Below are 20,882 nucleotides of genomic sequence, written 5' to 3'. Positions count from 1 at the left end.
CTGCCATGGCATATGACCGTAAAGATCTCGAGCCCGAACATCATCCCGATGCAGTGAAGGAGCGCTTGTCCCAGCCGCCGCAAGCAAGCACCGTCCCCGATGCGATACTCGGGGGCATCGATGGGTGCGTAACGACCTTCGCCGTCGTTTCAGGCGCATTTGGTGCTGGCTTCTCCGCTACGGTCGCGTTGGTGCTTGGTTTCGCCAATCTTCTTGCCGACGGCTTCAGCATGGCCGTCAGCAATTACGAGGCTTCCCAGGCGCAGCAGGAGCACATCGACAGCGTCACACGTAGCGAATATCACCATATTCAGCTCATCCCCGATGGGGAGAGAGAAGAAATACGCCAGATTTTCCGAGCGAAGGGCTTCGAGGGTGACTTGTTGGAAAGAGTGGTAGAAACCCTGACCGACAATCAAGACGTCTGGGTCGATACCATGCTCAAGGAGGAGCATTCCTTGCAGCCTGTCGGTCTGAATCCCCTGCGCGCCGCGCTAACGACCTTCCTTGCGTTTGTCATTGTCGGTGCCATGCCACTACTACCCTATGCGCTACCGGGTCTGGATGTCGTCACCCAGTTCCTGGCCAGCCTCTTTATCGCCGGTGTGATGTTCTTCGGTATCGGCATGCTCAAAAGCCTGGTCTACGAGCGACCGATGTTGCGCTCGGGGTTTCGTACCCTGTTGATGGGCGGCGCTGCCGCTGGCCTTGCCTTTCTCAGCGGGCACCTGGCACATGCACTGTTCGACCTTAGCTAGATCGTGGAAAACGCCGGCGCCTTCGAGCGTCATGATCAGTGAACCCCTATTACCGCTCCATCTCCCCGAGCAACTCCAGCTCGGCATCGTGCAGGGAAACGAGCAAGGGCTCGCCGCGCTCATTGACACGAAACTCCCCGTAGCGCGCGAGTTCGTAGCGCTCGGCATGGCCTTCCTGAAAGAAGAAGGCGTCGGTGGCAAAGCGCACGCGGCCGTTACGCATCCGGTAGCGTAGGCGCATTTCGTCGGCGGCGAGGGAAGCGTTGCTCGCGCCCAGGCGCTGGAAGTGCGCCACGCGCTGCGAATCCAGCCGCACGACGACATGCCCATCGGTGGCATGGGGCTCCCCGTTTTCGAAGCGCCGTTCAAACAACGCATCCTGGATCCGGTTGCCGATCACGAAGTTCAGCGCCATGTAGTCACCTTGCATCAGCGAGAGCGGGTCCACCGGCGCCAGCTCCAGGTAAACCACCTCGCCCTCGGCCAGGTGGCGCTCCTTGGCCCAGATGCTCCAGTTGACCAGCGCCAGGATCAGCACGGTGGCGACGACCACCACGAGCCTATTGAACTTGGCTGTCACGCTCATTGGCTCGCTCCCTCTCCCGCTTCGGCCCTTCCGTCGATTGGCCGCCAGCGGCGCAGCGCCCAGCGAATCGCCAGCAGCAGCCCGCCCAGGGCGAACAAGGTCAAGGCCTTGTGCAGCAGGCTCACCTCGAGCCAGTAGTAGTAATTCGCGATGGAAAGCAGCAACAGCAGCACTCCGCTCGCCATCACCAGCCGATGGCCGATGGCAAAGCCCAACAGCACCACCACGGCGCCCTGGATCAAGCCATGGGCTTGCAGGGAGAGCAGCAACAGGAGCGCCACCGCCCCATAGGCGGCCATGCGAACGCTCGGTTTCGTGGCCTGGGCATGGCGCAGGAAGAGCTGCCGGAGCAGCAGCAAGAGCGTCAGCGCACTCAGCGCCTCCCCGGCCCAGGGCTCCAGCCAGGCCAAGCCGGCACCGGAATCGTGACGCCAGCTGAGCAGCGGCTGAGCCAGGTAAGCCATGGCCTGGATGGTCACCAGGCCAAGCAGCAGGCCGAGGCCTAAGGCCTCCACTGACCGCACACGGTCCGGCCAACGAAACTCGTTGAGGAAGAGTAAGACCAGCGCCAACAGCACCAAGCCAATGGCCAGGGAGGGTACGGCGACGCCCTCGGCCAGGGCCAGAGTGAGTGCCAGGCTGGCGGCAAAAGCGGAAAAGGCACGATGCGTGAGACTCGGCATCGTCAGGGCCAGTGCAACCTGCAGCACCAGCAGCGACCACCAAAGGCCGACGGTCGTGCCCTCCAGCAGGGATGCCATTGCCCAGGCCACCAATAGTTGCCCCGCCAGGCTCGCGGCCAGCGCCAGGTGTGCCAGGAAGTCACTCCTGGCCTTCTGCAGCGCCATGAAAGCACCGGCAATCATGACCAGCCCCAGCGTCGCGGCGGCAATGCCGCTCTCGAGCACGAAGGCGACGCCCACGGCGATGAAGCTCAGCAGGAACACGGCAGCCAACCAGCCCGAAGCCGCCTGCAAGGCGCGCACGAACCAGGGCGTTTCGAGGGCTGGCGAGCCTTCGTCTTGCGTAACCTCGATACCGGCCTGGGCGAGCCTGTCCCTGAGCGTCATGACGCCATCTCCGCATGGAGGCGCTTGAGCCAGAACACAGCCCCAGCCCCAAGCGCCAGTACAAGCACGGCGAGGAAAAGCAGGCCTCCCGCTTCGCCCTGCATCAGCGAGTGCCTGGCGAAGAAGGCGGTGACGACGATGATGACCGACAGGCAGCCGCCCGCCAGCATGAACAGTTCCGGCCGCCAGTAGCGATAGACGGCGAAGAGCGCTGCCAGCCACAGCGGATACACGAGCAGCACCGGCGTGAACACCACAGGCTCGTCGAAGAGAAGCGTCAGCACCAGCAGCGTGAGCGGCACACCGCTGCCCAATGCCAACAAGCAAGGCGCCCAGCGTGCCGACAGCCATCGCCAGCGCCGCGCACCCAGCTCCCATAGGGCCAGCGCCACGGTATTGAGCGCGAACAGGCCCCACAGGGCGGAGCCATCATCGGCGAACACTACACCGAACGCCCCGCCCCAGGTACGGCAATAGAGCGCCAGGGCAACGTTGAGCAACCCCAGCCAGAGTACCCAGAGCGCATCGAAACGCGCGACTAGGGTCCAGGGCAGCATCAGCACGGCCTAGAAGAAGAACAGCTGCCAGGGATCGGCACCGGTCTGGTACACCTGGCCGAACAGTGCCAGCAAGACGCCCAGCAGCAGCGAAGCCGCCGTCAATGCCGCCCGGGCCACCGGGCCGCCCTCCTCGCTACACCAGTAGACGCCGATGGCCGCGACCAGGGCCGCCTGCACCAGCCCGAAGCGCAGCCAGCGTCCCATCTCGCTCCAGTTGTAGGCGATGAGAAAGAGTATCCCGCAAGCCAACACCAGGCTCCCCAGCCACAGCAGCAGACGATCGAGAAACACGCCCCAGGCCAGCCCGGAGGGATAAAGCCCCGACAGTGTCACGGCTTGCGACACCTGTTCGCGGGGTATCGCGCCGCGCTCGATCAATGCCGTCAGCTCACGGCGAATGGAGGCCATGTCGTTCCCCTGCGTAATGATTCACACGTGGTATCCGCTCATTATCGGACTATGCTTCAGAAACCGTTTCATTCCTGCTCATCAAGCGTTGAACTCCCTCACGGCTGGCATCGTGAGGCGGCAGGTGAGCCCAGGAACGGGGCGGCCGCGACCGTGGCGCTCGATCACCGAGGCCGCGGCCTGGCAAGGAGCAGAGCGGCTAACACAGCTCAGCCGCTCGCATTCCGGACATGATGTCCAAGGAGTCATACCATGTTGTCGCGTGACGTACTCAAACGCATCGGAGTGTTGGGAGTGGCGCTGGGCCTGGTTGCCAGCCCGTTCGCTTGGTCGACCGATAGCGACTCGGAAACGGATGCCACCGGTGAGCAGAGCGGTACCTCCACCATGACGGAAGGCGCCTCCGATACCGCGGGTTCTTCCGGATCGAGTGAGATGGATGCCGAGAAGGGAGACGAGTGGGACAAGGAGAAGGACAAGAAGCGCGAGAAGGACTCGGAAAGCGGCAGTGGCACTTCCGATAACGTGAGCAGCGACCCAGGGGCGCCGGGCGTAGAGGGAGGGCAAGGCACGCAAGGAGGCGAAGAGCCTGAGCCGAGCGACACCGACGATGCCCAGGAAACCGAAGATATGGAGACAGGCGAGAGCCAGACCTGAAATCGAGGAAACGGGAGACTGTCGGGCCCGGCCATTGCCGGGCCCTTTTCGTATCAACGCATCTCGCTGCGGGCCGGGCCATGGCCAAGCGAACTCACGCGGAAGACCCTTCGTCGGGATCGTTCGTTTCTGCCGACGAGCGGGCATCCACCCGCTTGCCCTTGGCAATATCGCGCTGGCTGAGCACCACCACATCCCTCGGCCACCACTCGGGATGTTCATCGCGGATGAAGGCCATCATCCTCTCGAGCACATTCATCTCCGCGACCCAGCCGGAGAAGGGGTCGGAGGCCATGAGATAACAGGTAACCGTCTGGGCCGTCTCGGTTTGCCCCGTCACGTAGCAGCACAGCTTGTGATGCTCGACGACGCTATCCTCCTCCTTGGCAAACTCCAGGAACTTCTCGCGGATGACAGTGATATCGGCGCTCAAGTGCAGCTTCATGTCGAAGTAGCGGTACATCTTGGCGCTCTTGACCGAAAGGTTCTCGAAGGGCTGGGAGACGAAGTAGGTCACCGGCACGATGAGGCGCCGCTCGTCCCAGCTTCTCAGCCGGATGAAGGTGTAGAAGATGCCTTCCACATAGCACCACTGCCCCTCGAACATCACCAGATCACCGATGCGGATGGGCTTCGCCAGCGACACCTGGAACGACGAGAGAATGTTGCCGAGCACCGCCTGGCCTGCGATACCCACCAGCACCGCCAATACGCTGGCCGAGGCCAGCAGCGTCATGCCCAACGTCTCGAACAGCTGGATCTGGCTCAGCACGTAGACCGAGACGGCGGTCACCGTGATCAGGATGATCACCCGGCGCAGTGCGTAGAGCGAGGTGAGCAGCTTGCGCTCGTCCTTGGGCTTGGTGTCGTCGATCTCGCCCACGATGCGCCGCGTCACCTTGAGCAGAATGGTGTCCACCAGGCGCAGCGCGATCGTGCCCACCCCCCAGGCGATGAGGAGGATCAGCAGTACGCGAATGAACGTGGTCGCCACGGCCGAGAAGGAGACCACGTAGTCGAGCAGCGCACGGGCCACGAACGCCATGGCGAGCAGCGCCACGGGCCCACCGATCTTGCCTGCGAAGATGCTCGGTGCGCCATTGGGGAACCACTTCGCCAGCAACCCGACCAGCGAGTAGACGCCCCACCCCACCAGGCCGATCAGCAGCAGGAAGATCGGGATGGTAATCCATTCCCAGACCTCGAGACGGCCGAAGGAGGTCTTGAGGCGCTCCGGTATGTACTCCTCCAGCAGCGAAGGGCCGTACTCCTGATAGAGCAAGGGGATCGACGACACGCTATCCGGCGTAATCAGCCAGACCGGCTCCTCATCGTCCTCTCGATAGCGGCCCAGGCGGATGTCATAGGCGTCGCCCTCGACCTCGAGGGTAGCCAACTCGATATCCCGGCGCGGCTCGCCAGTCAGGGGATGCTGGCCCGAAGGGTCTTCGATGGCGGCATCCTGCCTGCCGGAAAGATTGGAAACGTTGAGCCATTCGCCCCGCCTGAGCACCTCGACCAATTGCCGAGCCAACTCGGGGCCTCTCTGCTGCTGCTCCGCTTCGTCCAGGTCGGAAAGGTTGAGGACATGGGCCGCTGCCGCATAGTCATTCTCTTCGGCAAGCTCCATGAAACTGCGGATCGCTTCTCGCGGCGTCAGCCGCTTGACCTCGTCAGGTGGCTCGTCAAGCCCCTCGTTCAGCGAATCGACTTCGAACCACTGCTCCCTCTCCTCACTATCACTATCGCCATCGCTTTCACCGCCGTCATCCGCCATCTGCGCCATGCACAGGCCGGAAAAAAAGAGAAGCGCCACCGCCAGAAGCTGCGACAGCCGCCGTGAGCCGTTTGCCTTCATACCTGTCTTCCTGATCGCTGCCAGTCCGCTGCCGATTCCTTGCGGCAGTGCCGTGCCGCCCGGTAGGCCTATCCTCTTCACCCGGCGACACGGATCGTAAGTACTTGGGAGTACAGCTTAGCGGATGCCGCCCCGTCCAGCTCGGGAGAGTGCAGCTGGCCGAGGCATGAGAAAAATAAACCCGAAAGGCTTTGACCCAGGGCGGGCGGACGTGACACGGTGGGAAAGCTGGTAGCAAGCGGTAGGGTTTCAGAAGCGCTCGGATTCTTTCGGCAGTCTGGTATCGATCCTTGTTCTACCCGCGATACACCTGGGTAACCAGAAACATGACAAGGCGCCATGGCGCGAAAGGATTCTCAAATGACGACTGGTACAGTCAAGTGGTTCAACGATTCCAAGGGCTTCGGCTTCATCTCTCCGTCAGACGGCGGCGATGACGTGTTCGCCCACTTCTCCGAGATTCAGGCTGACGGCTTCAAGTCCCTGCAGGAAGGTCAAACCGTCGAATTCGACGTGACCCAGGGCAAGAAGGGCCTTCAGGCTTCGAACATCAAGCAGCTCGCCTGACCGAACGGTCACACGAGTTCCCGAACCCCTCGGTTCGGTACAGGGCCCGCTTCGGCGGGCCCTGTTGCGTTGCGCCCACTGCGAGGGATGGCGTTCCCAGGCAAACCAAAGCCCTGCAGTGGCTGCACTACGCGGCGGAAGCCGTTCCAAGAAAAGTTCCAGCAAAATTAAAAAATATAGCCTTTGACCCACGACGCCATGCATGACATCGTGTGCTCAGTTGGTAGGCAAGCAGCATAGTTTCAGTAGCGTTCGGATTCATTCGGCAGCCCTGTGATTAATTCTTGTTTTACCCGCTACTCATCTGGGTAACACCAGAAATATTGCAAGGCGCAAATAGCGCGAAGGAATTCGATTATGTCAACTGGCACAGTTAAGTGGTTCAACGACTCCAAAGGTTTCGGTTTCATTACTCCTACCGATGGTGGCGATGATCTCTTTGCCCACTTCTCCGAAATTCAGGCTGACGGCTTCAAGTCCCTGCAGGAAGGTCAGAGCGTCTCTTTTGACGTGACCCAGGGCAAGAAGGGCCTTCAGGCTTCGAACATCAAGCAAATCGCATAACTCAGGGTTTACGATTTTTCGAACCTCACGGTTCGATAGCAGGGCCCGCTTCGGCGGGCCCTGTTGCGTTAGAGCACCAGCGCCCTACCCCCCTTCGCATTTGCCACACGGAACCTTAGCCCCGGTTCGGCCTGCTCGGCAGTGAGCTGCCAGCCATGCGCCAAGGCAATCTCCTTGCAGATTGTCAGGCCGAGACCTGCGCCGTGGTCGCGTCGATGCGGTGCACGCCAGAAACGCTCGAATAGCATGGATAACTGTTCTGGCTCGACACCGGGGCCTTTGTCCCGCACGGTCAGCGTTTCGCCCTCGATCTCTACGCAAACGGTTGTCCTGGCGGGTGAGTGTTGGATGGCGTTTTCAAGCAAGTTTTTCAGCAGGGTAAAACAGGCAGCGTGGTCCGCCCGCCAGATCACGTCGCCGGCGGCACGCACTACCAGGCGTACATCGACAGCTTCCGCCATGCTATCCAGAAAGGAGACGACCTCGCGGGCAACCTCCTGCATCGGTACCTCAGCGAAGTGATAGTTGTACACCTCGCTCGTCTCCACCAGTAGCAGCAGCTGCTGCACCTGGCGGGTCATGTATTCGACGTCGCTCAATAGCGAGTCGTGTTCGTCCTTGCCATCCTCTCTCAACTCAATTTGAGCACGGATCAATGCGAGCGGTGTCTTCAACTCATGCGCCGCCTGGCCGAGAAACTCCTGCTGCACGCGATAGCCGCGTTCGAGACATTCCAGGGCACGATTGAAACTATCCACGAGAGGGGTAATCTCGGCGGGAACCACGTCTGACTTCAGCCGGGCGTCAATAGAGTGCGGAGAAATGGCCGCTGCAGACTCCGATACGTCTCGCAACGGTTTCAGGGTATAGCGCAAGGTGATAAACGCACATAAGCCGAAAGTGACGCATAGCACGAAGCCAAAAGCGGCAACACCCGCCACCACGAGCGGTAACGCAGCGCTATGAAGGAGATCCACTAATCGGGCGCTGGCGGCGAATTGCAGGTACCAGGTTCGCCCGGCATGCTCGAAGGACTCCGTGGCGCAGTAGAAGATGATCCCCTCGTGTTCGAAGGTGAAATTGTCGTGCCCCATCCAGAGATGATCGTCGGCCGGCCAGAACGCCTCCCCCATGCTCGAAAAGGCAGCCACGTTGCCGGCGTTATCCAGAATCCGATAAGCCGTTTCGCGCTGTGGGCCATCGAACAACCAGGCGAGATCTTCCAGGCGGCGCGAATCGATTCCCACCGGTCTACCCTCGCTGTCGTACTCGATATCGTTCACCAGCCCCTCAGCGGCATCGGCCAGGTCCATTCGCTTCAGTACATCGCTCTGAAGCAACACGAACGCCGCCAGCATGAGCAGCGTGATGCTGAGCACCATGCCAGTTACATAAGCCAGCAGAACCTTCAGGCTGATGCTATTCAGCGGCATCTTCGCGAAGCGCATATCCCAGCCCCCTGATGTTGACGATTCGTTGCCGCGAACCGATGGCGAGCAGCTTGCGTCGCAAGCGGTGCAGGGCAACATCCAGGGCGTTCGGCGTGACCGCCTCGCTCAGCCCCCAAGCCGCCGCTTCCAGCGCAGTACGACGGACGACTTCATCATGCTTGTGCAAGAGCAGCTGCATGATATGCAGCTCCGCCGGTGCAAGGGTGACGCTTTCGTTTCCCCTGCACAGAACCCCCGCTTCGGGACGCAGCGTCAGGTCGCCGTGACTGGGATCGAGCGGGTGAAACTCCACCGGGCGACGAAGCAGCGCGCGGACACGCGCCACCATCTCGTCCATGGCGAACGGCTTGGGCAAGTAGTCGTCGGCGCCGGCTTCGAGACCCTCCACCCGGTCATGCAGGGCATCGCGGGCCGTCAACACCAGGCAAGGCACACCAAGACCGGCCTTGCGCAGCTTCGGCAGCAGCGTGAGCCCATCCCCGTCCGGCAGCCCCCGGTCGAGCACCAGGGCCTGGTAGGGCATCTGCTGAATGGCAGCCCACGCCGTGTCGATGCGGTCGGCGATATCAGCGGCGATACCGGCGGCCACCAACCCTTGGCGCATCAGCCCCGCCAGTCGTTCGTGGTCCTCGACCAGGAGTATTCGGCTCATCAGAAGCGGTAAAGATAGCCAAGGTACACGCTATTAGTGGTCGAGCGATCCACCAGCGGACTGTCCTTGATCTCATCCGCCAGGCGCGTCACTTCGGCGCCCATGAGCACCGAGTGGTGCTGATCGAACATGTAGACACCACGCACTCCTGCCTCGATGTTGGTCGCGCTTTCCCCTGTATAGGCGGGGCGGCCGATACGTGCCTCACTGTCGCGAACGCCGAAGTAGTAATCGATCGTTTTAGCGTCCTGCCAGCTCGCGCCCACGTGCGGCGTAAGCAGGAAATGTTCTCCAAAGTACCAGGTTCTCTCCAGACCGACATTGATGAGTTGGCCCTTGCTATTGCCCGACACGTCGGCAAGCCATTCGGCACCGACATCAACAAAGTCATTGCCCCATTCCACCTTGGCACCCGCCCAGAAGCCATCCTTGCGCTCGCTCATGCCATCGAGGATATCAGCGTCGCTTTCTTCATAGCCGCTGCCGTCGTACTGGACGACGATACCGAAATCGAGCTCTTGGGAATCGCTGATATCGAGGCTCGGCAGCTTGAGTTCGATCTGCGGGCCAAAGAGATGAATGTAACGGTTCTCGACCTCAAGCAACGGCAGGGGCTGGTTGTCCCGATCCATACCTGCGTAGGGCTCCTGCTCGCTCATTACGCCGAGCCCCAGCCCCCAGGTCGTGGAGGACGACTCGGCGTCGTTCGGCTCTTGGGCCAGGGCCGCCGCCGAGGTGCAGAGGCCAACGGCGAGCACGGGAACGGCCGCCATGCGTAACACAGAAGCTTGGAAGATCGAGACAAGCGGGGATATTAGAGACATGAGCGTTTCTCGCGAGTTGTTAAAAGAAGCCCACTTTCGCAGCCGCCTACTTACCGAAAACTTACCGAAACACCCCTTCGATCCAAAGCACCAGTAAGTCTTCTGAAAGACGCCTTGCAGGAAAGTCTCGCCCCATGAGACGAGGACACCGCATGTTCCCAGCCACCGATGTCATTCCTGTTGACTTCATCCCCCGCCGGCGACGGGTGGCGGACACGAAGACTCTTCCTGGCCGCAAACCATCGCCGCTTGCGGCCTGGTGCGTCTTTGCCACCGCCGCGCTACTCGCCGGCTGTGCATCGACTCAGCCCGAAACCAAGCCCGGCAGCGCCATAGCGCCCGTTGCCGCGCAATGGCACGCTCCGTTGCCCCACGGCGGGCAGTTGGGGGATCTGAGCCGCTGGTGGGCGCAATTCGACGACCCCTTGATGCTGCGCCTCATCGAGGCCGGTCAGCAGGTCAGCCCGACAGTGGCGCAGGCGGCCGCGCGCATCGCCGATGCCCAGGCCGCACGCGTGGCGCAAAGCGCCGCCCTGCTGCCCTCGCTGGACGCCAGCGTGAGCGCGAGTCGCGGAAGACCGGACCTGGACACGCCGGTCGGCACCGAAACATCGGCAAGCTTGCAGCTCGGCTGGGAGCTGGACCTGTTCGGCGCAGGCCGTGCCGCTGCTGACGCCGCGCGTGCCCGGCTCGAATCCAGCCAGGCCGGTTGGCATGACGCCCGGGTGTCGGTCGCTGCCGAAATTGCCACGACCTACGTCGAGCTGCGTGCCTGCGAGGCCTTGGTCCAACAGGCCGAAATCGATACCCAATCGCGAGTGCAGACGGCGCAGGTCACCCGCCTGGCTGCGGACAAGGGCTTCCGTCCCCCGGCTGAGGCGGACCTGGCGAATGCCAGCGCAGCGCAAGGCAACGTAACGTTGATTCAGCAGCGTACGCAATGCGAACTTCTTATCAAGGCCCTGACGGCCCTTGCGTCCCAGGACGAGGCAGCGCTGCGGCGCATGCTCGATCCACGAACGGGCGTACTGCCACGGCCGGCCGAAATCAGTGTCACGACGATGCCGGCCGAGGTGCTGGCACAGCGGTGCCGAGTCGGATCAGGCGCGTGCGCAACGCTGGCCCCGGATAACGCTGGCCGGAAGCATCGGCACGACACGCATCGCCAGCGGGGGCATCAGCACCAATGGCAGCGTGTGGAGTATCGGCCCCGTGACGGTAACGCTGCCGCTGTTCGACGGCGGAACGCGACGCGCCAACGCGGAGGCGGCCCGCGCTCGCTACGGGGCCGCCACCACCGTTTATGCCGCCCGCCTGCGTGAAGCGATCCGCGATGTCGAGGAAGCCCTCGTCACACTGGACGGCACGGCGAAACGCAGCGAGGACGCGTCCATCGCCGCCGAGGGATTCGAACGCTCCTACCAAGCCATCGAAGCAAGCTACCACGCCGGTACCGCCAGCCTGTTCGAGCTCGAGGATTCACGCCGCAGCATGGTTGCCGCCCAGAGTGCGGCGATCGAACTGCAGCGTGAGCGAATCGTCGCCTGGATCCGGCTGTACCGCGCGCTAGGCGGCGACTGGCCAGCTACCGAACTCGAAGATGAATAAGCCTCGTTCGTTCACAGCCGCAGCGGTCATGGCGTTGGGCTCTGCCGCAGCGATCGCATGGGTCATGCAAGCCTCAGTAGGCAGGCAGATATCACTGGATATCAATGTGTCCATTTTCTTTAGCAGTCGAAAAGTTTGACTATCGAGCCGCCCGGAAAGGGAAGTGGTGGATAGTGTTCTTAACGGTAAAATTGTGACAGTGCCTTGAGCACCTCGCTCGACACCTGCGGTTGTAGCTCTACGTCCTTGAGTTCGTTCATGCGGTAATCATAAACCTCGAAAGTACCCGCTGGATCAACGACGACCTGATAATCTGGCATCAGGATGCCAAAGCCCATATAGCTACCGGATAGCATCCAATCACGAGACGGCTCGCTGTCCAGCAAGCTCTTGCCTAAGGTATAACGCTGGGGTGCCGATTCGCAGCCCAGAAGCTCTTCAAGCAGCGTCGGTGGAATATCGGCATGATGCGTTCGCCTTTCCAGTACACCGCCGGGCTGGCCCGCCAGGTGCATAACCAATGGAACCTGAACCTGCTCGGGGGTGTAATTGCTACCATGGCCCCAATAGTTCTTGCCGTGCTCGTTGAAAGACTCGCCGTGGTCAGAGGTGATGACAACCGCTGTGTTTTCGAGCTGCCCTCGGCTAGCCAAGTCATTAAGCACACGCCCCAGTTGCTCGTCCACGTAGCGTACTGCCGTACGGTAGCGATTCCAGTAGGGAGTGGGGTCAAACTCCGGTCCTAATGACATAGGGTTGATATTTTCCCAATACGGCGTGAAGCGAGGCGAATCGGGTGGATGGCTATAGCCATGCACCGCATCGTAGAAGAGGAAACCGAAGAATGGAGTCTCTTTTTTTATCTCGCTCTCTTTCGATATCCAAGCCAGCCAGTCATCTGTGATTTTTTGGTCTCGCTCCCAGGGAGCTCCCTGGGCGGGCTCTAGTGAAACATTCTTGAGCCCGGCGAAGACGTTACGATCGAAGGCTGGGCTTACCAGTGTCGCCGACGAAAGCACTTGGAAGCGATATTTAGCTGCCTTGAATTTTTCCATCAGTATGGGCGGTGTTTGGCTGGTGGTGAAGGCATCCCAGTAGGTGACGGGCAAACCATAGAAGAGGCTAAATACGCCGGCCTTGGTGGAGTTTCCACCACTAATATGCTCACTCGCACGATACCAGCCAGGTCGATCGGCATAGCGGCTGAGGTTGGGCATTACCTCGGGGTTTAGCATGTCGTGACGTAAGGCATCCACCACCACCAGTAGCAGGTTTTGAGATGAACCAGGCGGTTGACAGCTAAGAGACGCTTGCGGATAGGCAAGATCCTGATTACTGCTCTCCGTGATTTCGAGATCGACCCTATCGCGCACCGCTTGGGGATCTACCCACCCCTGCTTGACGAAGAAACGCTTGGCAGTCGCTGGATAAAACATTGGCACATGGCGTGACATGCTGGTGATATCGCGATCGTAATGGGCATCCGCCCAGGCATGCCAGCCGTGAACACCTGCTAAAGACAAGATGCTGAAAGCCAGCGCGGGGCCTACCAGGTTGCCCAAGGGGCGCTTCCGGAGCAGCCAACCCATACCGCTCTGTAATAACAGCATCAGTAGCACAACTCCGATGGCCAACATCCAGGCGACCCAAGAAAAACTAAATACGTCGCCGCCGGCGTTGAGCAACAGGTCGAGGATGAAGCCGGTTAAATGGAAGCGATACTGAGCGTATACGAAGGTGTCCAGAAGGAGCAGCAGTTGCAGGGCGCTCGCCCATAAGGTGGTCACCAGTCCCAGCCAAGGGCCGCGGAACAGGATAGCAAGCAGGAACAACGGCAAGGCCCCCAGCCACACCAGCAATGAGATGTGTCCGAGGAAAACAAGCAGCAGGTAGACCCCTTGCTCAATTCCTTCAGGCTGAATATAGCCGACATAGCGCAGCGAGATTAGCCAGGCAAGCAGCAGGTTGCCCAGGGTCCAGGCACCAAGCCAGCGCCAATGATCCGTAAGCGATCTCAGCATATTCATCATCGTGTTCCTTGCTTCGGCCGCGGGCCAGCCGCCTAGCGCAGTACAGCCGGATTCAGGCGGCGGTTCGCTCACGCTGCAGTTCAATCACGGCGCTGTGCGTGGCCACCATGCTGCGGCGTGCATCCGCGATCTCGGCTTATGGGACGAGAGTTTCCGGCAATGAGACTTTCAGAAGTCTTACCGATGGATCTGGCGGATGAGAGCAAGCGCACGGCCATCACCTTTAATGAGTGTAGGTGTCCGGCTTCAAGTGCTGCGGTAGTAGCTCGTGGATATGACTGGCTTTTGCATCGGCTGGCGAGCCAGCACGCCTTTCAGGTAGGCGTGCGGTTAATCACAATTCAGCTTGGCGGTCCGGATCAGGCTCATGATGTTGGCGGCGCGCTGGCCGCTACGTAGCGAGCCGGCGAACAGCCAGTTCGAGCGACCCAGCGCCCAAGGCCGAATCAGGTTCTCGATCCGATTGTTGTCCCGGTAAGACTTCCGAAAGACGCATTGCAGGAAACTCTCGTTCCATAAGGCGCGGATGCACGCCCGCGCTAGGCGGCTGGCCCGCGGTCGAAAACAAGGAACACGATGATGAATAAACCCTGCTCATTCGCAGTCGCCGCGGTCATGGCGGTGGGTATCGCCGCAGCAATCGCATGGGTCATGCATGCTTCCAGCAGCGCCGCGGACGTTGAAGCCAGCACGGTCGTGCAACCCGCACTGACCGTGGCCGTCACCACACCTCGCCCCGCCATGCTGCCCATCAGGATAGCCGCGAACGGAAACATCATGGCCTGGCAGGAGGCCAGTGTCGGCAGCGAGGCAAACGGACTGCGCCTGGCCAGCGTGGAGGTCAACGTTGGCGACGTGGTCCAGCGCGGCCAGGTCCTCGCCTCGTTCGCTTCCGATACGGTGAGCGCGGAACTCGCGCAAAGCCGCGCCGCGGTCGCCGAGGCCGAGGCGGCCCTCGCCGAAGCCGAGGACAACGCGCAGCGCGCCCGCGAGTTGCAAACGACAGGCGCGATGGCCACACAGCAGATATTCCAGTACATCACAGCGGAACGTACCGCGCGGGCCCGGCTGGAAGCGGCGCGAGCCGCCGAGAACACGCAGCAACTCCGCCTGGCCCAGGCCCAGGTGCTCGCCCCCGACGATGGGGTGATCTCGGCGCGCAGTGCCACGCTCGGCGCGGTGCTTCCCGCGGGCCAGGAACTGTTCCGCCTGATCCGGCGCGGTCGGCTGGAATGGCGGGCCGAGGTCGCCGCTTCCGACCTGGAGAAGCTGCAGCCCCATCAGGTCGCCAAGGTCACCTTGCCGGGAGGAAGCGAGCTGGAGGGCCGTGTGCGCATGGTCTCTCCGCTGGTGGACACCTCCACCGGCAATGGCATGGTCTATGTCGATCTGCCGGCAAGCGACGGCGCACGGGCGGGAATGTTCGCACGTGGCGAATTCGAGCTGGGAACGCGCCGGGCCCTGACCCTGCCACGCTCCGCGGTGCAACTGCGTGATGGCTTCGGCTACGTGCACCGTGTCGGCGAGGACGGCGTGGTAACGGAGGCGAAGGTAGCCCTCGGTCAATACGCAGGCGATCGAATCGAAATACTTTCCGGTCTCGATCCTGAGGCCCGCGTGGTCGCTTCGGGTGGCGCCTTCCTGGGCGACGGCGATCGTGTACGGGTCGAGCAGACGATAACGCTGTCAGGGAGACAGCCATGACCATCAATACCTCCTCCTGGGCGATTCGAAACCCTGCCCCTATCGTGATGCTCTTCCTGATGTTGACCCTGTGGGGGCTGATGTCCTTCAGAAGCCTATCCATCCAGGACCTGCCGGATGTGGACGTACCTATGGTGGCCGTCTCCGCCTCGCTACCGGGAGCCGCCCCCGCCCTGATGGAGAACGAGGTTGCCCGCAAGATCGAGAACACCATCGCCACGATTTCCGGCGTCAAGCACATCACCACCACGCTGACCGATGGGCACGCCGAAATCGGCGTCGAGTTCCGGCTGGAAAAAACCATTCAGGAGGCGATCGATGACGTACGCGATGCCGTCTCTCGTATACGCTCGGACCTGCCTGCCGAGCTGCGCGATCCAGTCATCGAGAAACGGAGCTTCTCCGATGACTCGCTGCTGCTCTATACCGTGGCCTCATCCCAGCTGGACGAAGAGGAACTCTCCTGGTTCGTGGACGACGGGATCGCCAAGGCCGTACTGGCCATACCGGGGGTGGGTGAGCTACGGCGGATCGGCGGTGTCGATCGCGAAGTCCGCGTGGAGCTGCAACCGGATAGTCTGCTGGCATTGAACACCACGACGTTCGACATCTCGCGCCAGCTGCGCCAGGCGCAGTTGGAAGCACCAGGGGGGCGAACGATTATCGGCGGTGCCGAACAGGCCGTACGCGTGCTCGCCAACGCCGAATCGGCGGCCGAACTGGCGACAATGGAACTGACACTCAGCGACGGGCGGCGCATTCGTCTCGACCAGGTCGCCACCGTTACCGATAGCGTGGCCGAGCGACGCTCGGCGGCATTTCTCGATGGGGCCCCCGTCGTCGGCTTCGAGATGACGCGGGCGCGAGGCTACGGTGAGGTCGATGTGGCCGAGGGTGTGCAGTCCGCCCTCGCCGCCTTGCAGGCGCAACATCCTCATGTCGAGATCCAGCAAGCCTTCGACTTCGTCGAGCCCGTACGGGAGAACTACCAGGGCTCCATGCAACTGCTGTTCGAGGGCATGCTGCTTGCCGTTCTGGTCGTGTTCTTCTTCCTGCGCGACTGGCGTGCCACGCTGATTGCTGCGGTGACGCTCCCGCTGTCGATCATTCCCACCTTCGCCCTCATGCACCTGATGGGCTTCTCGCTCAACATCGTGACCTTGCTGGCACTCTCGCTGGTGATCGGGGTACTGGTGGACGATGCCATCGTCGAGGTCGAGAATATCGAGCGCCATCTTCTGATGGGCAAGCCCTCACGCCGGGCCGCAATGGATGCCGCGGCGGAAATTGGCCTGGCCGTGGTCGCCACCTCCTTCACCTTGATTGCCGTTTTCCTGCCCACGGCATTCATGAGCGGCACGGTGGGAAGGTTCTTCGTCCAGTTCGGTTGGACCGCCTCCGTAGCAGTACTGTTCTCGCTGGTGGTGGCACGCCTTCTCACGCCCATGATGGCCGCTTACCTGCTGCGCAAACCCCGCCAGGGCCATCACGAACCGATGTGGGTGTCGCACTACCTGGTCGGCGCCAACTGGTGCCTGCGTCACCGCAAGACAACGCTCATCGCGGCGGCGGTATGCTTCGCCGGTGGCCTATGGCTGGCATCGATCCTGCCGGGCGCATTCCTTCCCCCGGAGGACAACTCTCAAACACAAGCGACGCTGACCCTGCCGCCCGGGAACACCCTGGCCGATGCGACGACGCTGGCCGAGCAAGCACGCGCAAGGCTGGAGGAGCATGACATGGTCACCCGCGTCTTTTCCGCCATCGGGGACACAGCGGCGGGTAACGATGCCGATGTAACCGAGGTGGTTCTGACAGTCGGCCTGGCAGACCGTGAAACTCGCGCGGGCATAAAGCTGCAAGCGATCGAGCAGCAACTGCGCGAGGCGCTCGCCACGCTTCCCGGCGTGCGAGCCCGGGTAGGAACCGACGATTCAGGAGACACTTACGAACTGGCATTGGCCGGCGAGGATAGCCGGGTGCTCGAGCAGCATGCCCGCCAGGTCGAGCAGGATCTTCGCGCCATTCCCGGCATCGGGGCCGTGAGTTCAGCGGCCAGCCTGGTCAGGCCCGAACTCATCGTACGCCCAGACTTCGCCCGCGCCGCCGACCTTGGCGTATCGGCGCTGGCCATCGCCGATACGCTGCGCATCGCCACGCTGGGCGACAATGCCGAGGACCTGCCGAAGCTGAACCTCAGTGAGCGCCAGGTGCCGGTGATGGTGCGCCTGGAGGATGCCGCGCGAGAAGACATCGCGACCCTCAGGCGGCTACCCGTTCCGGGTGCGAGGGGGATGGTGCCGCTCGAAAACGTGGCGTCTCTCGAATGGGGCAGCGGTCCTGCGGAAATCACCCGACACGATCGGCTACGCAACGTGAACTTCGAGGTCGTCCTGCAAGGGCGGCCCTTGGGCGAGATCGAGCAGATCGTGCAGGCACTGCCGAGCTTGCGTCAGCTGCCGCCGGGCATTCACCAGGCAGCAGCGGGCGATGCGGAAGAAATGGAGGAAGTTGCCACGGGGTTCGGTATCGCGATGCTGACTGGAGTTCTATGCATCTACCTGGTGCTGTTTTTGCTGTTCAAGAGTTTCATGCAGCCGGTCACGATTCTCGTGGCGCTGATGCTCTCCGTCCCAGGCGCTTTCCTGGCGCTGTTTGTCACCGGTTCGGCCCTGTCGCTTCCGGCGATGATCGGATTGATCATGCTGATGGGCATTGCCACGAAGAATTCGATCCTGCTGGTGGACTACATCATCATCGCGCGGCGAGACCACGGCCTGAATCGCTGGGATGCGATCATCGACGCCTGCCGCAAGCGTGTCCGTCCCATCGTGATGACGACGATCGCCATGGGGGCAGGCATGATGCCGGTCGCCCTGGGTTGGGCCGGAGACCCCAGCTTCCGGGCGCCCATGGCCTTCGTCGTGATCGGTGGGCTGATGACCTCGACGCTGCTGAGCCTGCTGGTCATCCCGGTGGTGTACAGCTACGTGGACGATGGTGTGCAGAAAGGAACGAAATGGGTCGCCAGACGCTCTGGACACTCAGCGTGGCAAACAGAGCAATAAGCGCAAAACACAGACAAGCCAGTTGCCAACGAGGGTACATCATCCAATGGACAGCTAGCTGTCTATCTCCTCACGAAAAAGCTGGTCAAGGCGCGTTGGGTATTGGTTAAGTAAGTCCTTGGTGACGGCGAAGTGCTCGGTATCCTCGAACGCAACCTCACTCACACCGGACTTATCGAAAAGAACCGGGGCCGGCGGCGATGCCTCCGGCCGAACATGACCGGCGCCGTTACCGTCAGGGTGCCGCGCGGTGTCGAACGGCAAACGGTGAAGCGGGCCGGCCAGCGCTTGAAGAAGCTTCCGCCATCTTACGACCTTTTCGGAAGAGCGACGCTCAGGACTTCGCCAGTTGAGAGCTGCCGGCATCTGCCCGGCACCCCCGCACCAGCCAGAAGCCCACCGCACCGGCGATCACCAGCATGGCACCGCAACCTGCTGCCAGCAGATAGGCCCCGGTAACCGCATCTTCGGCAACGCCGAAGCGCCCGGCCAGCGTCGCGAGCGACCCTGCATACTGCCACCACAAAAAGGCCCCCACTACGACACCGGTGATCATGGTCGCCACGGCGACCCACCGCGTCACCGCCGCCCAGCTGCGCTCGTTCTCCACGGGGTTGCAGTGTAGCAAGGCGAGATAGTCGCGCTCCGCCTTGCTGACGCTGCTAAGCGTAGAAGCAATCACGATCGCCACCAGCGCCGCCAGAGTGCTCAGCACTACCGGGTGGAGATAGACCGGCAGCGTGAACCAACCGGCCTGCACCATCAGCGACAGGAACAGGTTGCCGACGAACCCCACACCCAACCCCCAGGCCGCACCGGCAGCCGTGATCCTGCGGCTCCAGATGCTCATCAGCGCCACCGGCCCCCAGGAGGAGGCGAACAGCGTGGCGGCGAACCACACCACCGCCATCACCGCCGGCGGCTGGAAAAGCGCCAGCAACAACGCCACCAACCCGGCCGCCAGTACACCGATACGGCTCGCGCGCATGGCACCATGCTCGCTGCGCTTGGCGGGCAGGATGTCCTGGGCAAGACTGAAGCCGATGATCGACAGGAAGGTCGAGCAGGAGGAGAGCCCAGCGGCAAACACGCCGGTGAGAATGATCACCCCAAGCCAGGCCGGAAGCACATTGAGCGCCGCCCACACCATGGCACGCTCGCCGTCGAGTGTCGGGTCATAAAGGTTGATCGCCGCCCCGGTCATCATCATCAGGGCATAGAAGATCGCCAGCACCACTGCGGTGAGCATCGCCGAACGCATCACCACGTGCTCGTTACGCGCCATCAGATAGCGGCTCGACTGCCAGGGGCTGGCCGCCAGCACCGTGGCCCACACCAGCCCCAGCGTCAGCCCCCAGATGAGCGCCTCGCCGGGCGAGGAAAAGGTCGCCCCCTCGCCCTCGGTCACGCCGTGCCACAGGGCGATACCAGGCTTGTCGGTCTGCGTCAGCAGCCCTTCTATGACGCCAGACCAGCCGCCTAAATCGCTGATGATATAGAGCGAGCCCCCCACCGCTGCAATGGAGAAGATCACGAACATGATAGTGTCGGTGAGCACCACGCCCTGCGAGCCGGAGTAGAGAATAAAGCTCGTGTAGGTGAGCCACACCAGCACCAGTCCGGTCCAGTATGGGAGCCCCGTCAGCTCCTCGAACATGATGCCGGCCCCCTGCATAACGCCCAGCAGATAGGCGCCCAGGCCGAATACGGTGGTCAGCCCGGCAATCATCTGCACCCGCCTCGAGGCGAATCGCTTGCCGAAGAACTCGGGCACCGTCAACGCCTCGCTGCGGCGCAGGTAGCGGCCGAACACCATTGCGCCGAGCAGACAGCCGGCGGTGCTGACGGCGGCGAAGATCAGCATGACAAAGGGATAACCCTGATAAGCGAAGCCGGTCTCGCCCAGAAAGGCACTGGTACTCAGATAGCTGGCGACCAGGGTACCGAGAATCATCAGAGTGGGGGCGTTGCGTCCGGCGACCAGGTAGTCATCAAGATGCTTGACCCGACGGCCGGCAAGATTGCCGATGATGAAGTAGCCTACGAGGCTGAGCACGATGGCAGCGGTATAAACCATGACGGATTCCACCTGTTGTAGATATTTGCCTCCATGGTAAGCGCCAGCGCCGTAGGGAACGTCTTCATTGCGACCTACGCCGCAATCTGGACGACTCGCCACTGCGGTTATCTATCATCATCCACGAAAGGCTGCGCCCACTGTTCGCCGCTGGTTGGCATTCGACACCCACCCCATCTGAGCAATGCGCTCAGGGGCGAGCTCAGAAGCGACTGGCAACGCCGGTTACGCACCCAAGCCAACGAGGCATTGAATGACGAAGAAGATCGAAAGCCCGTGCGTCTCGGTATGCCAACTGAAAGGGGATCTGTGTATCGGTTGCGGCCGCACGGTGGAGGAGATTCGCCACTGGAAAGCCATGAAACGACCGGAAAAGATGAAAACGTTGAAGCGCGCCGAAGAGCGCCTGAAGACACTCCCGCGTGATTGACGGGCGGGTG

18 protein-coding genes and 2 pseudogenes are annotated in these 20,882 nt (G+C 61.9%); 9 read left to right on the top strand and 11 right to left on the bottom strand.

Annotated elements, in window-relative coordinates:
- Positions 1-5: 5 nt before the first annotated feature.
- The gene (locus ACOJCM_RS08170; RefSeq protein WP_445211565.1) at positions 6-758 is read left to right on the top strand and encodes a VIT1/CCC1 transporter family protein; all 753 of its coding nucleotides are present in this window, start codon (positions 6-8) and stop codon (positions 756-758) included.
- Between the two features lie 49 nt (positions 759-807).
- Here the strand turns inward: ACOJCM_RS08170 and ACOJCM_RS08165 are convergent, their stop codons facing one another.
- The 4 genes from ACOJCM_RS08165 to ACOJCM_RS08150 are packed head-to-tail and all read right to left on the bottom strand — an operon-like array spanning position 808 to position 3,382.
- Positions 808-1,344, bottom strand: a complete 537-nt coding sequence (locus tag ACOJCM_RS08165; protein ID WP_445211564.1) for a GDYXXLXY domain-containing protein — start codon at positions 1,342-1,344, stop codon at positions 808-810.
- Positions 1,341-2,414 (bottom strand): DUF4401 domain-containing protein, encoded by a 1,074-nt coding sequence (locus ACOJCM_RS08160; RefSeq protein ID WP_445211563.1) that lies wholly within the window; start codon positions 2,412-2,414, stop codon positions 1,341-1,343. Before ACOJCM_RS08160 ends, ACOJCM_RS08165 begins: the two co-directional genes overlap by 4 nt.
- Positions 2,411-2,971 carry a hypothetical protein gene (locus ACOJCM_RS08155; RefSeq protein ID WP_445211562.1) on the bottom strand — a complete coding sequence of 187 codons (561 nt, stop codon included), beginning with the start codon at positions 2,969-2,971 and terminating at the stop codon, positions 2,411-2,413. Before ACOJCM_RS08155 ends, ACOJCM_RS08160 begins: the two co-directional genes overlap by 4 nt.
- A gap of 9 nt (positions 2,972-2,980) precedes the next feature.
- A complete protein-coding gene (locus ACOJCM_RS08150) occupies positions 2,981-3,382 on the bottom strand; it encodes a DUF2157 domain-containing protein (protein WP_445211561.1) in 402 nt (133 codons plus the stop codon).
- Positions 3,383-3,634: 252 nt separating this feature from the next.
- Between ACOJCM_RS08150 and ACOJCM_RS08145 the strand changes: the two genes are divergently transcribed.
- Entirely contained in the window at positions 3,635-4,039 is a 405-nt protein-coding gene (locus ACOJCM_RS08145) for a hypothetical protein (RefSeq protein ID WP_445211560.1), read from the top strand.
- 94 nt (positions 4,040-4,133) lie between these two features.
- On the opposite strand, the gene ACOJCM_RS08140 is transcribed toward ACOJCM_RS08145, so the two are convergent.
- A complete protein-coding gene (locus tag ACOJCM_RS08140; RefSeq protein ID WP_445211559.1) occupies positions 4,134-5,897 on the bottom strand; it encodes a mechanosensitive ion channel family protein in 1,764 nt (587 codons plus the stop codon).
- A gap of 360 nt (positions 5,898-6,257) precedes the next feature.
- On the opposite strand from ACOJCM_RS08140, the gene ACOJCM_RS08135 reads away from it, so the two are divergent.
- Complete coding sequence (locus tag ACOJCM_RS08135; RefSeq protein ID WP_445211558.1) at positions 6,258-6,464, top strand: cold-shock protein; 207 nt, start codon at positions 6,258-6,260, stop codon at positions 6,462-6,464.
- 357 nt (positions 6,465-6,821) lie between these two features.
- Complete coding sequence (locus ACOJCM_RS08130) at positions 6,822-7,028, top strand: cold-shock protein (RefSeq protein WP_445211557.1); 207 nt, start codon at positions 6,822-6,824, stop codon at positions 7,026-7,028.
- Positions 7,029-7,096: 68 nt separating this feature from the next.
- Here ACOJCM_RS08130 and ACOJCM_RS08125 read toward each other — a convergent pair whose 3' ends face one another.
- From ACOJCM_RS08125 to ACOJCM_RS08115, 3 genes are read right to left on the bottom strand one after another with little or no spacing between them, the layout of a single operon-like run.
- Entirely contained in the window at positions 7,097-8,476 is a 1,380-nt protein-coding gene (locus ACOJCM_RS08125; RefSeq protein ID WP_445211556.1) for a sensor histidine kinase, read from the bottom strand.
- The gene (locus tag ACOJCM_RS08120; RefSeq protein WP_445211555.1) at positions 8,448-9,131 is read right to left on the bottom strand and encodes a response regulator transcription factor; all 684 of its coding nucleotides are present in this window, start codon (positions 9,129-9,131) and stop codon (positions 8,448-8,450) included. Before ACOJCM_RS08120 ends, ACOJCM_RS08125 begins: the two co-directional genes overlap by 29 nt.
- Entirely contained in the window at positions 9,131-9,955 is an 825-nt protein-coding gene (locus tag ACOJCM_RS08115) for a MipA/OmpV family protein (RefSeq protein ID WP_445211554.1), read from the bottom strand. Before ACOJCM_RS08115 ends, ACOJCM_RS08120 begins: the two co-directional genes overlap by 1 nt.
- Before the next feature lie 134 nt (positions 9,956-10,089).
- Here ACOJCM_RS08115 and ACOJCM_RS08110 point away from each other — a divergent pair.
- Together ACOJCM_RS08110 and ACOJCM_RS08105 are read left to right on the top strand one after the other, a co-directional pair.
- Positions 10,090-10,908: pseudogene (locus ACOJCM_RS08110) on the top strand (TolC family protein); the annotation flags it as partial.
- 97 nt (positions 10,909-11,005) lie between these two features.
- Positions 11,006-11,563: a TolC family protein gene (locus ACOJCM_RS08105; RefSeq protein WP_445211553.1), complete on the top strand. Its 558-nt coding sequence runs from the start codon at positions 11,006-11,008 to the stop codon at positions 11,561-11,563.
- A 179-nt stretch (positions 11,564-11,742) separates the two neighbouring features.
- Here ACOJCM_RS08105 and ACOJCM_RS08100 read toward each other — a convergent pair whose 3' ends face one another.
- Together ACOJCM_RS08100 and ACOJCM_RS08095 are read right to left on the bottom strand one after the other, a co-directional pair.
- Positions 11,743-13,665, bottom strand: coding sequence for a DUF3413 domain-containing protein (locus ACOJCM_RS08100; protein WP_445211552.1), 1,923 nt, complete (start codon positions 13,663-13,665; stop codon positions 11,743-11,745).
- A 151-nt stretch (positions 13,666-13,816) separates the two neighbouring features.
- Positions 13,817-14,064, bottom strand: a pseudogene (locus tag ACOJCM_RS08095) (transposase domain-containing protein); the annotation flags it as partial.
- Positions 14,065-14,172: 108 nt separating this feature from the next.
- Here ACOJCM_RS08095 and ACOJCM_RS08090 point away from each other — a divergent pair.
- Positions 14,173-15,297, top strand: coding sequence for an efflux RND transporter periplasmic adaptor subunit (locus ACOJCM_RS08090; RefSeq protein WP_445211551.1), 1,125 nt, complete (start codon positions 14,173-14,175; stop codon positions 15,295-15,297).
- The gene (locus tag ACOJCM_RS08085) at positions 15,294-18,365 is read left to right on the top strand and encodes an efflux RND transporter permease subunit (RefSeq protein WP_445211550.1); all 3,072 of its coding nucleotides are present in this window, start codon (positions 15,294-15,296) and stop codon (positions 18,363-18,365) included. The genes ACOJCM_RS08090 and ACOJCM_RS08085 overlap by 4 nt, the downstream gene beginning before the upstream one ends.
- A 334-nt stretch (positions 18,366-18,699) precedes the next feature.
- On the opposite strand, the gene ACOJCM_RS08080 is transcribed toward ACOJCM_RS08085, so the two are convergent.
- Positions 18,700-20,442, bottom strand: a complete 1,743-nt coding sequence (locus tag ACOJCM_RS08080) for a sodium:solute symporter family protein (RefSeq protein WP_445211549.1) — start codon at positions 20,440-20,442, stop codon at positions 18,700-18,702.
- A 253-nt stretch (positions 20,443-20,695) separates the two neighbouring features.
- Here ACOJCM_RS08080 and ACOJCM_RS08075 point away from each other — a divergent pair, with 253 nt between their 5' ends.
- Positions 20,696-20,872 (top strand): DUF1289 domain-containing protein, encoded by a 177-nt coding sequence (locus tag ACOJCM_RS08075; RefSeq protein ID WP_445211548.1) that lies wholly within the window; start codon positions 20,696-20,698, stop codon positions 20,870-20,872.
- Positions 20,873-20,882 lie beyond the last annotated feature (10 nt).

The organism is Billgrantia hypersalina, assembly GCF_052584175.1.
Note: the sequence above shows the minus strand (reverse complement) of the source record. Positions and strands in the feature narration are given on the sequence as shown.

Bases quoted from the DNA above. Each gene is read 5' to 3' on its own strand.
- ACOJCM_RS08170 (WP_445211565.1), top strand. From the start codon at position 6: ATGGCATATGACCGTAAAGATCTCGAGCCCGAACATCATCCCGATGCA.
- ACOJCM_RS08165 (WP_445211564.1), bottom strand. From the start codon at position 1,344: ATGAGCGTGACAGCCAAGTTCAATAGGCTCGTGGTGGTCGTCGCCACC.
- ACOJCM_RS08160 (WP_445211563.1), bottom strand. From the start codon at position 2,414: ATGACGCTCAGGGACAGGCTCGCCCAGGCCGGTATCGAGGTTACGCAA.
- ACOJCM_RS08155 (WP_445211562.1), bottom strand. From the start codon at position 2,971: ATGCTGCCCTGGACCCTAGTCGCGCGTTTCGATGCGCTCTGGGTACTC.
- ACOJCM_RS08150 (WP_445211561.1), bottom strand. From the start codon at position 3,382: ATGGCCTCCATTCGCCGTGAGCTGACGGCATTGATCGAGCGCGGCGCG.
- ACOJCM_RS08145 (WP_445211560.1), top strand. From the start codon at position 3,635: ATGTTGTCGCGTGACGTACTCAAACGCATCGGAGTGTTGGGAGTGGCG.
- ACOJCM_RS08140 (WP_445211559.1), bottom strand. From the start codon at position 5,897: ATGAAGGCAAACGGCTCACGGCGGCTGTCGCAGCTTCTGGCGGTGGCG.
- ACOJCM_RS08135 (WP_445211558.1), top strand. From the start codon at position 6,258: ATGACGACTGGTACAGTCAAGTGGTTCAACGATTCCAAGGGCTTCGGC.
- ACOJCM_RS08130 (WP_445211557.1), top strand. From the start codon at position 6,822: ATGTCAACTGGCACAGTTAAGTGGTTCAACGACTCCAAAGGTTTCGGT.
- ACOJCM_RS08125 (WP_445211556.1), bottom strand. From the start codon at position 8,476: ATGCGCTTCGCGAAGATGCCGCTGAATAGCATCAGCCTGAAGGTTCTG.
- ACOJCM_RS08120 (WP_445211555.1), bottom strand. From the start codon at position 9,131: ATGAGCCGAATACTCCTGGTCGAGGACCACGAACGACTGGCGGGGCTG.
- ACOJCM_RS08115 (WP_445211554.1), bottom strand. From the start codon at position 9,955: ATGTCTCTAATATCCCCGCTTGTCTCGATCTTCCAAGCTTCTGTGTTA.
- ACOJCM_RS08090 (WP_445211551.1), top strand. From the start codon at position 14,173: ATGAATAAACCCTGCTCATTCGCAGTCGCCGCGGTCATGGCGGTGGGT.
- ACOJCM_RS08085 (WP_445211550.1), top strand. From the start codon at position 15,294: ATGACCATCAATACCTCCTCCTGGGCGATTCGAAACCCTGCCCCTATC.
- ACOJCM_RS08080 (WP_445211549.1), bottom strand. From the start codon at position 20,442: ATGGTTTATACCGCTGCCATCGTGCTCAGCCTCGTAGGCTACTTCATC.
- ACOJCM_RS08075 (WP_445211548.1), top strand. From the start codon at position 20,696: ATGACGAAGAAGATCGAAAGCCCGTGCGTCTCGGTATGCCAACTGAAA.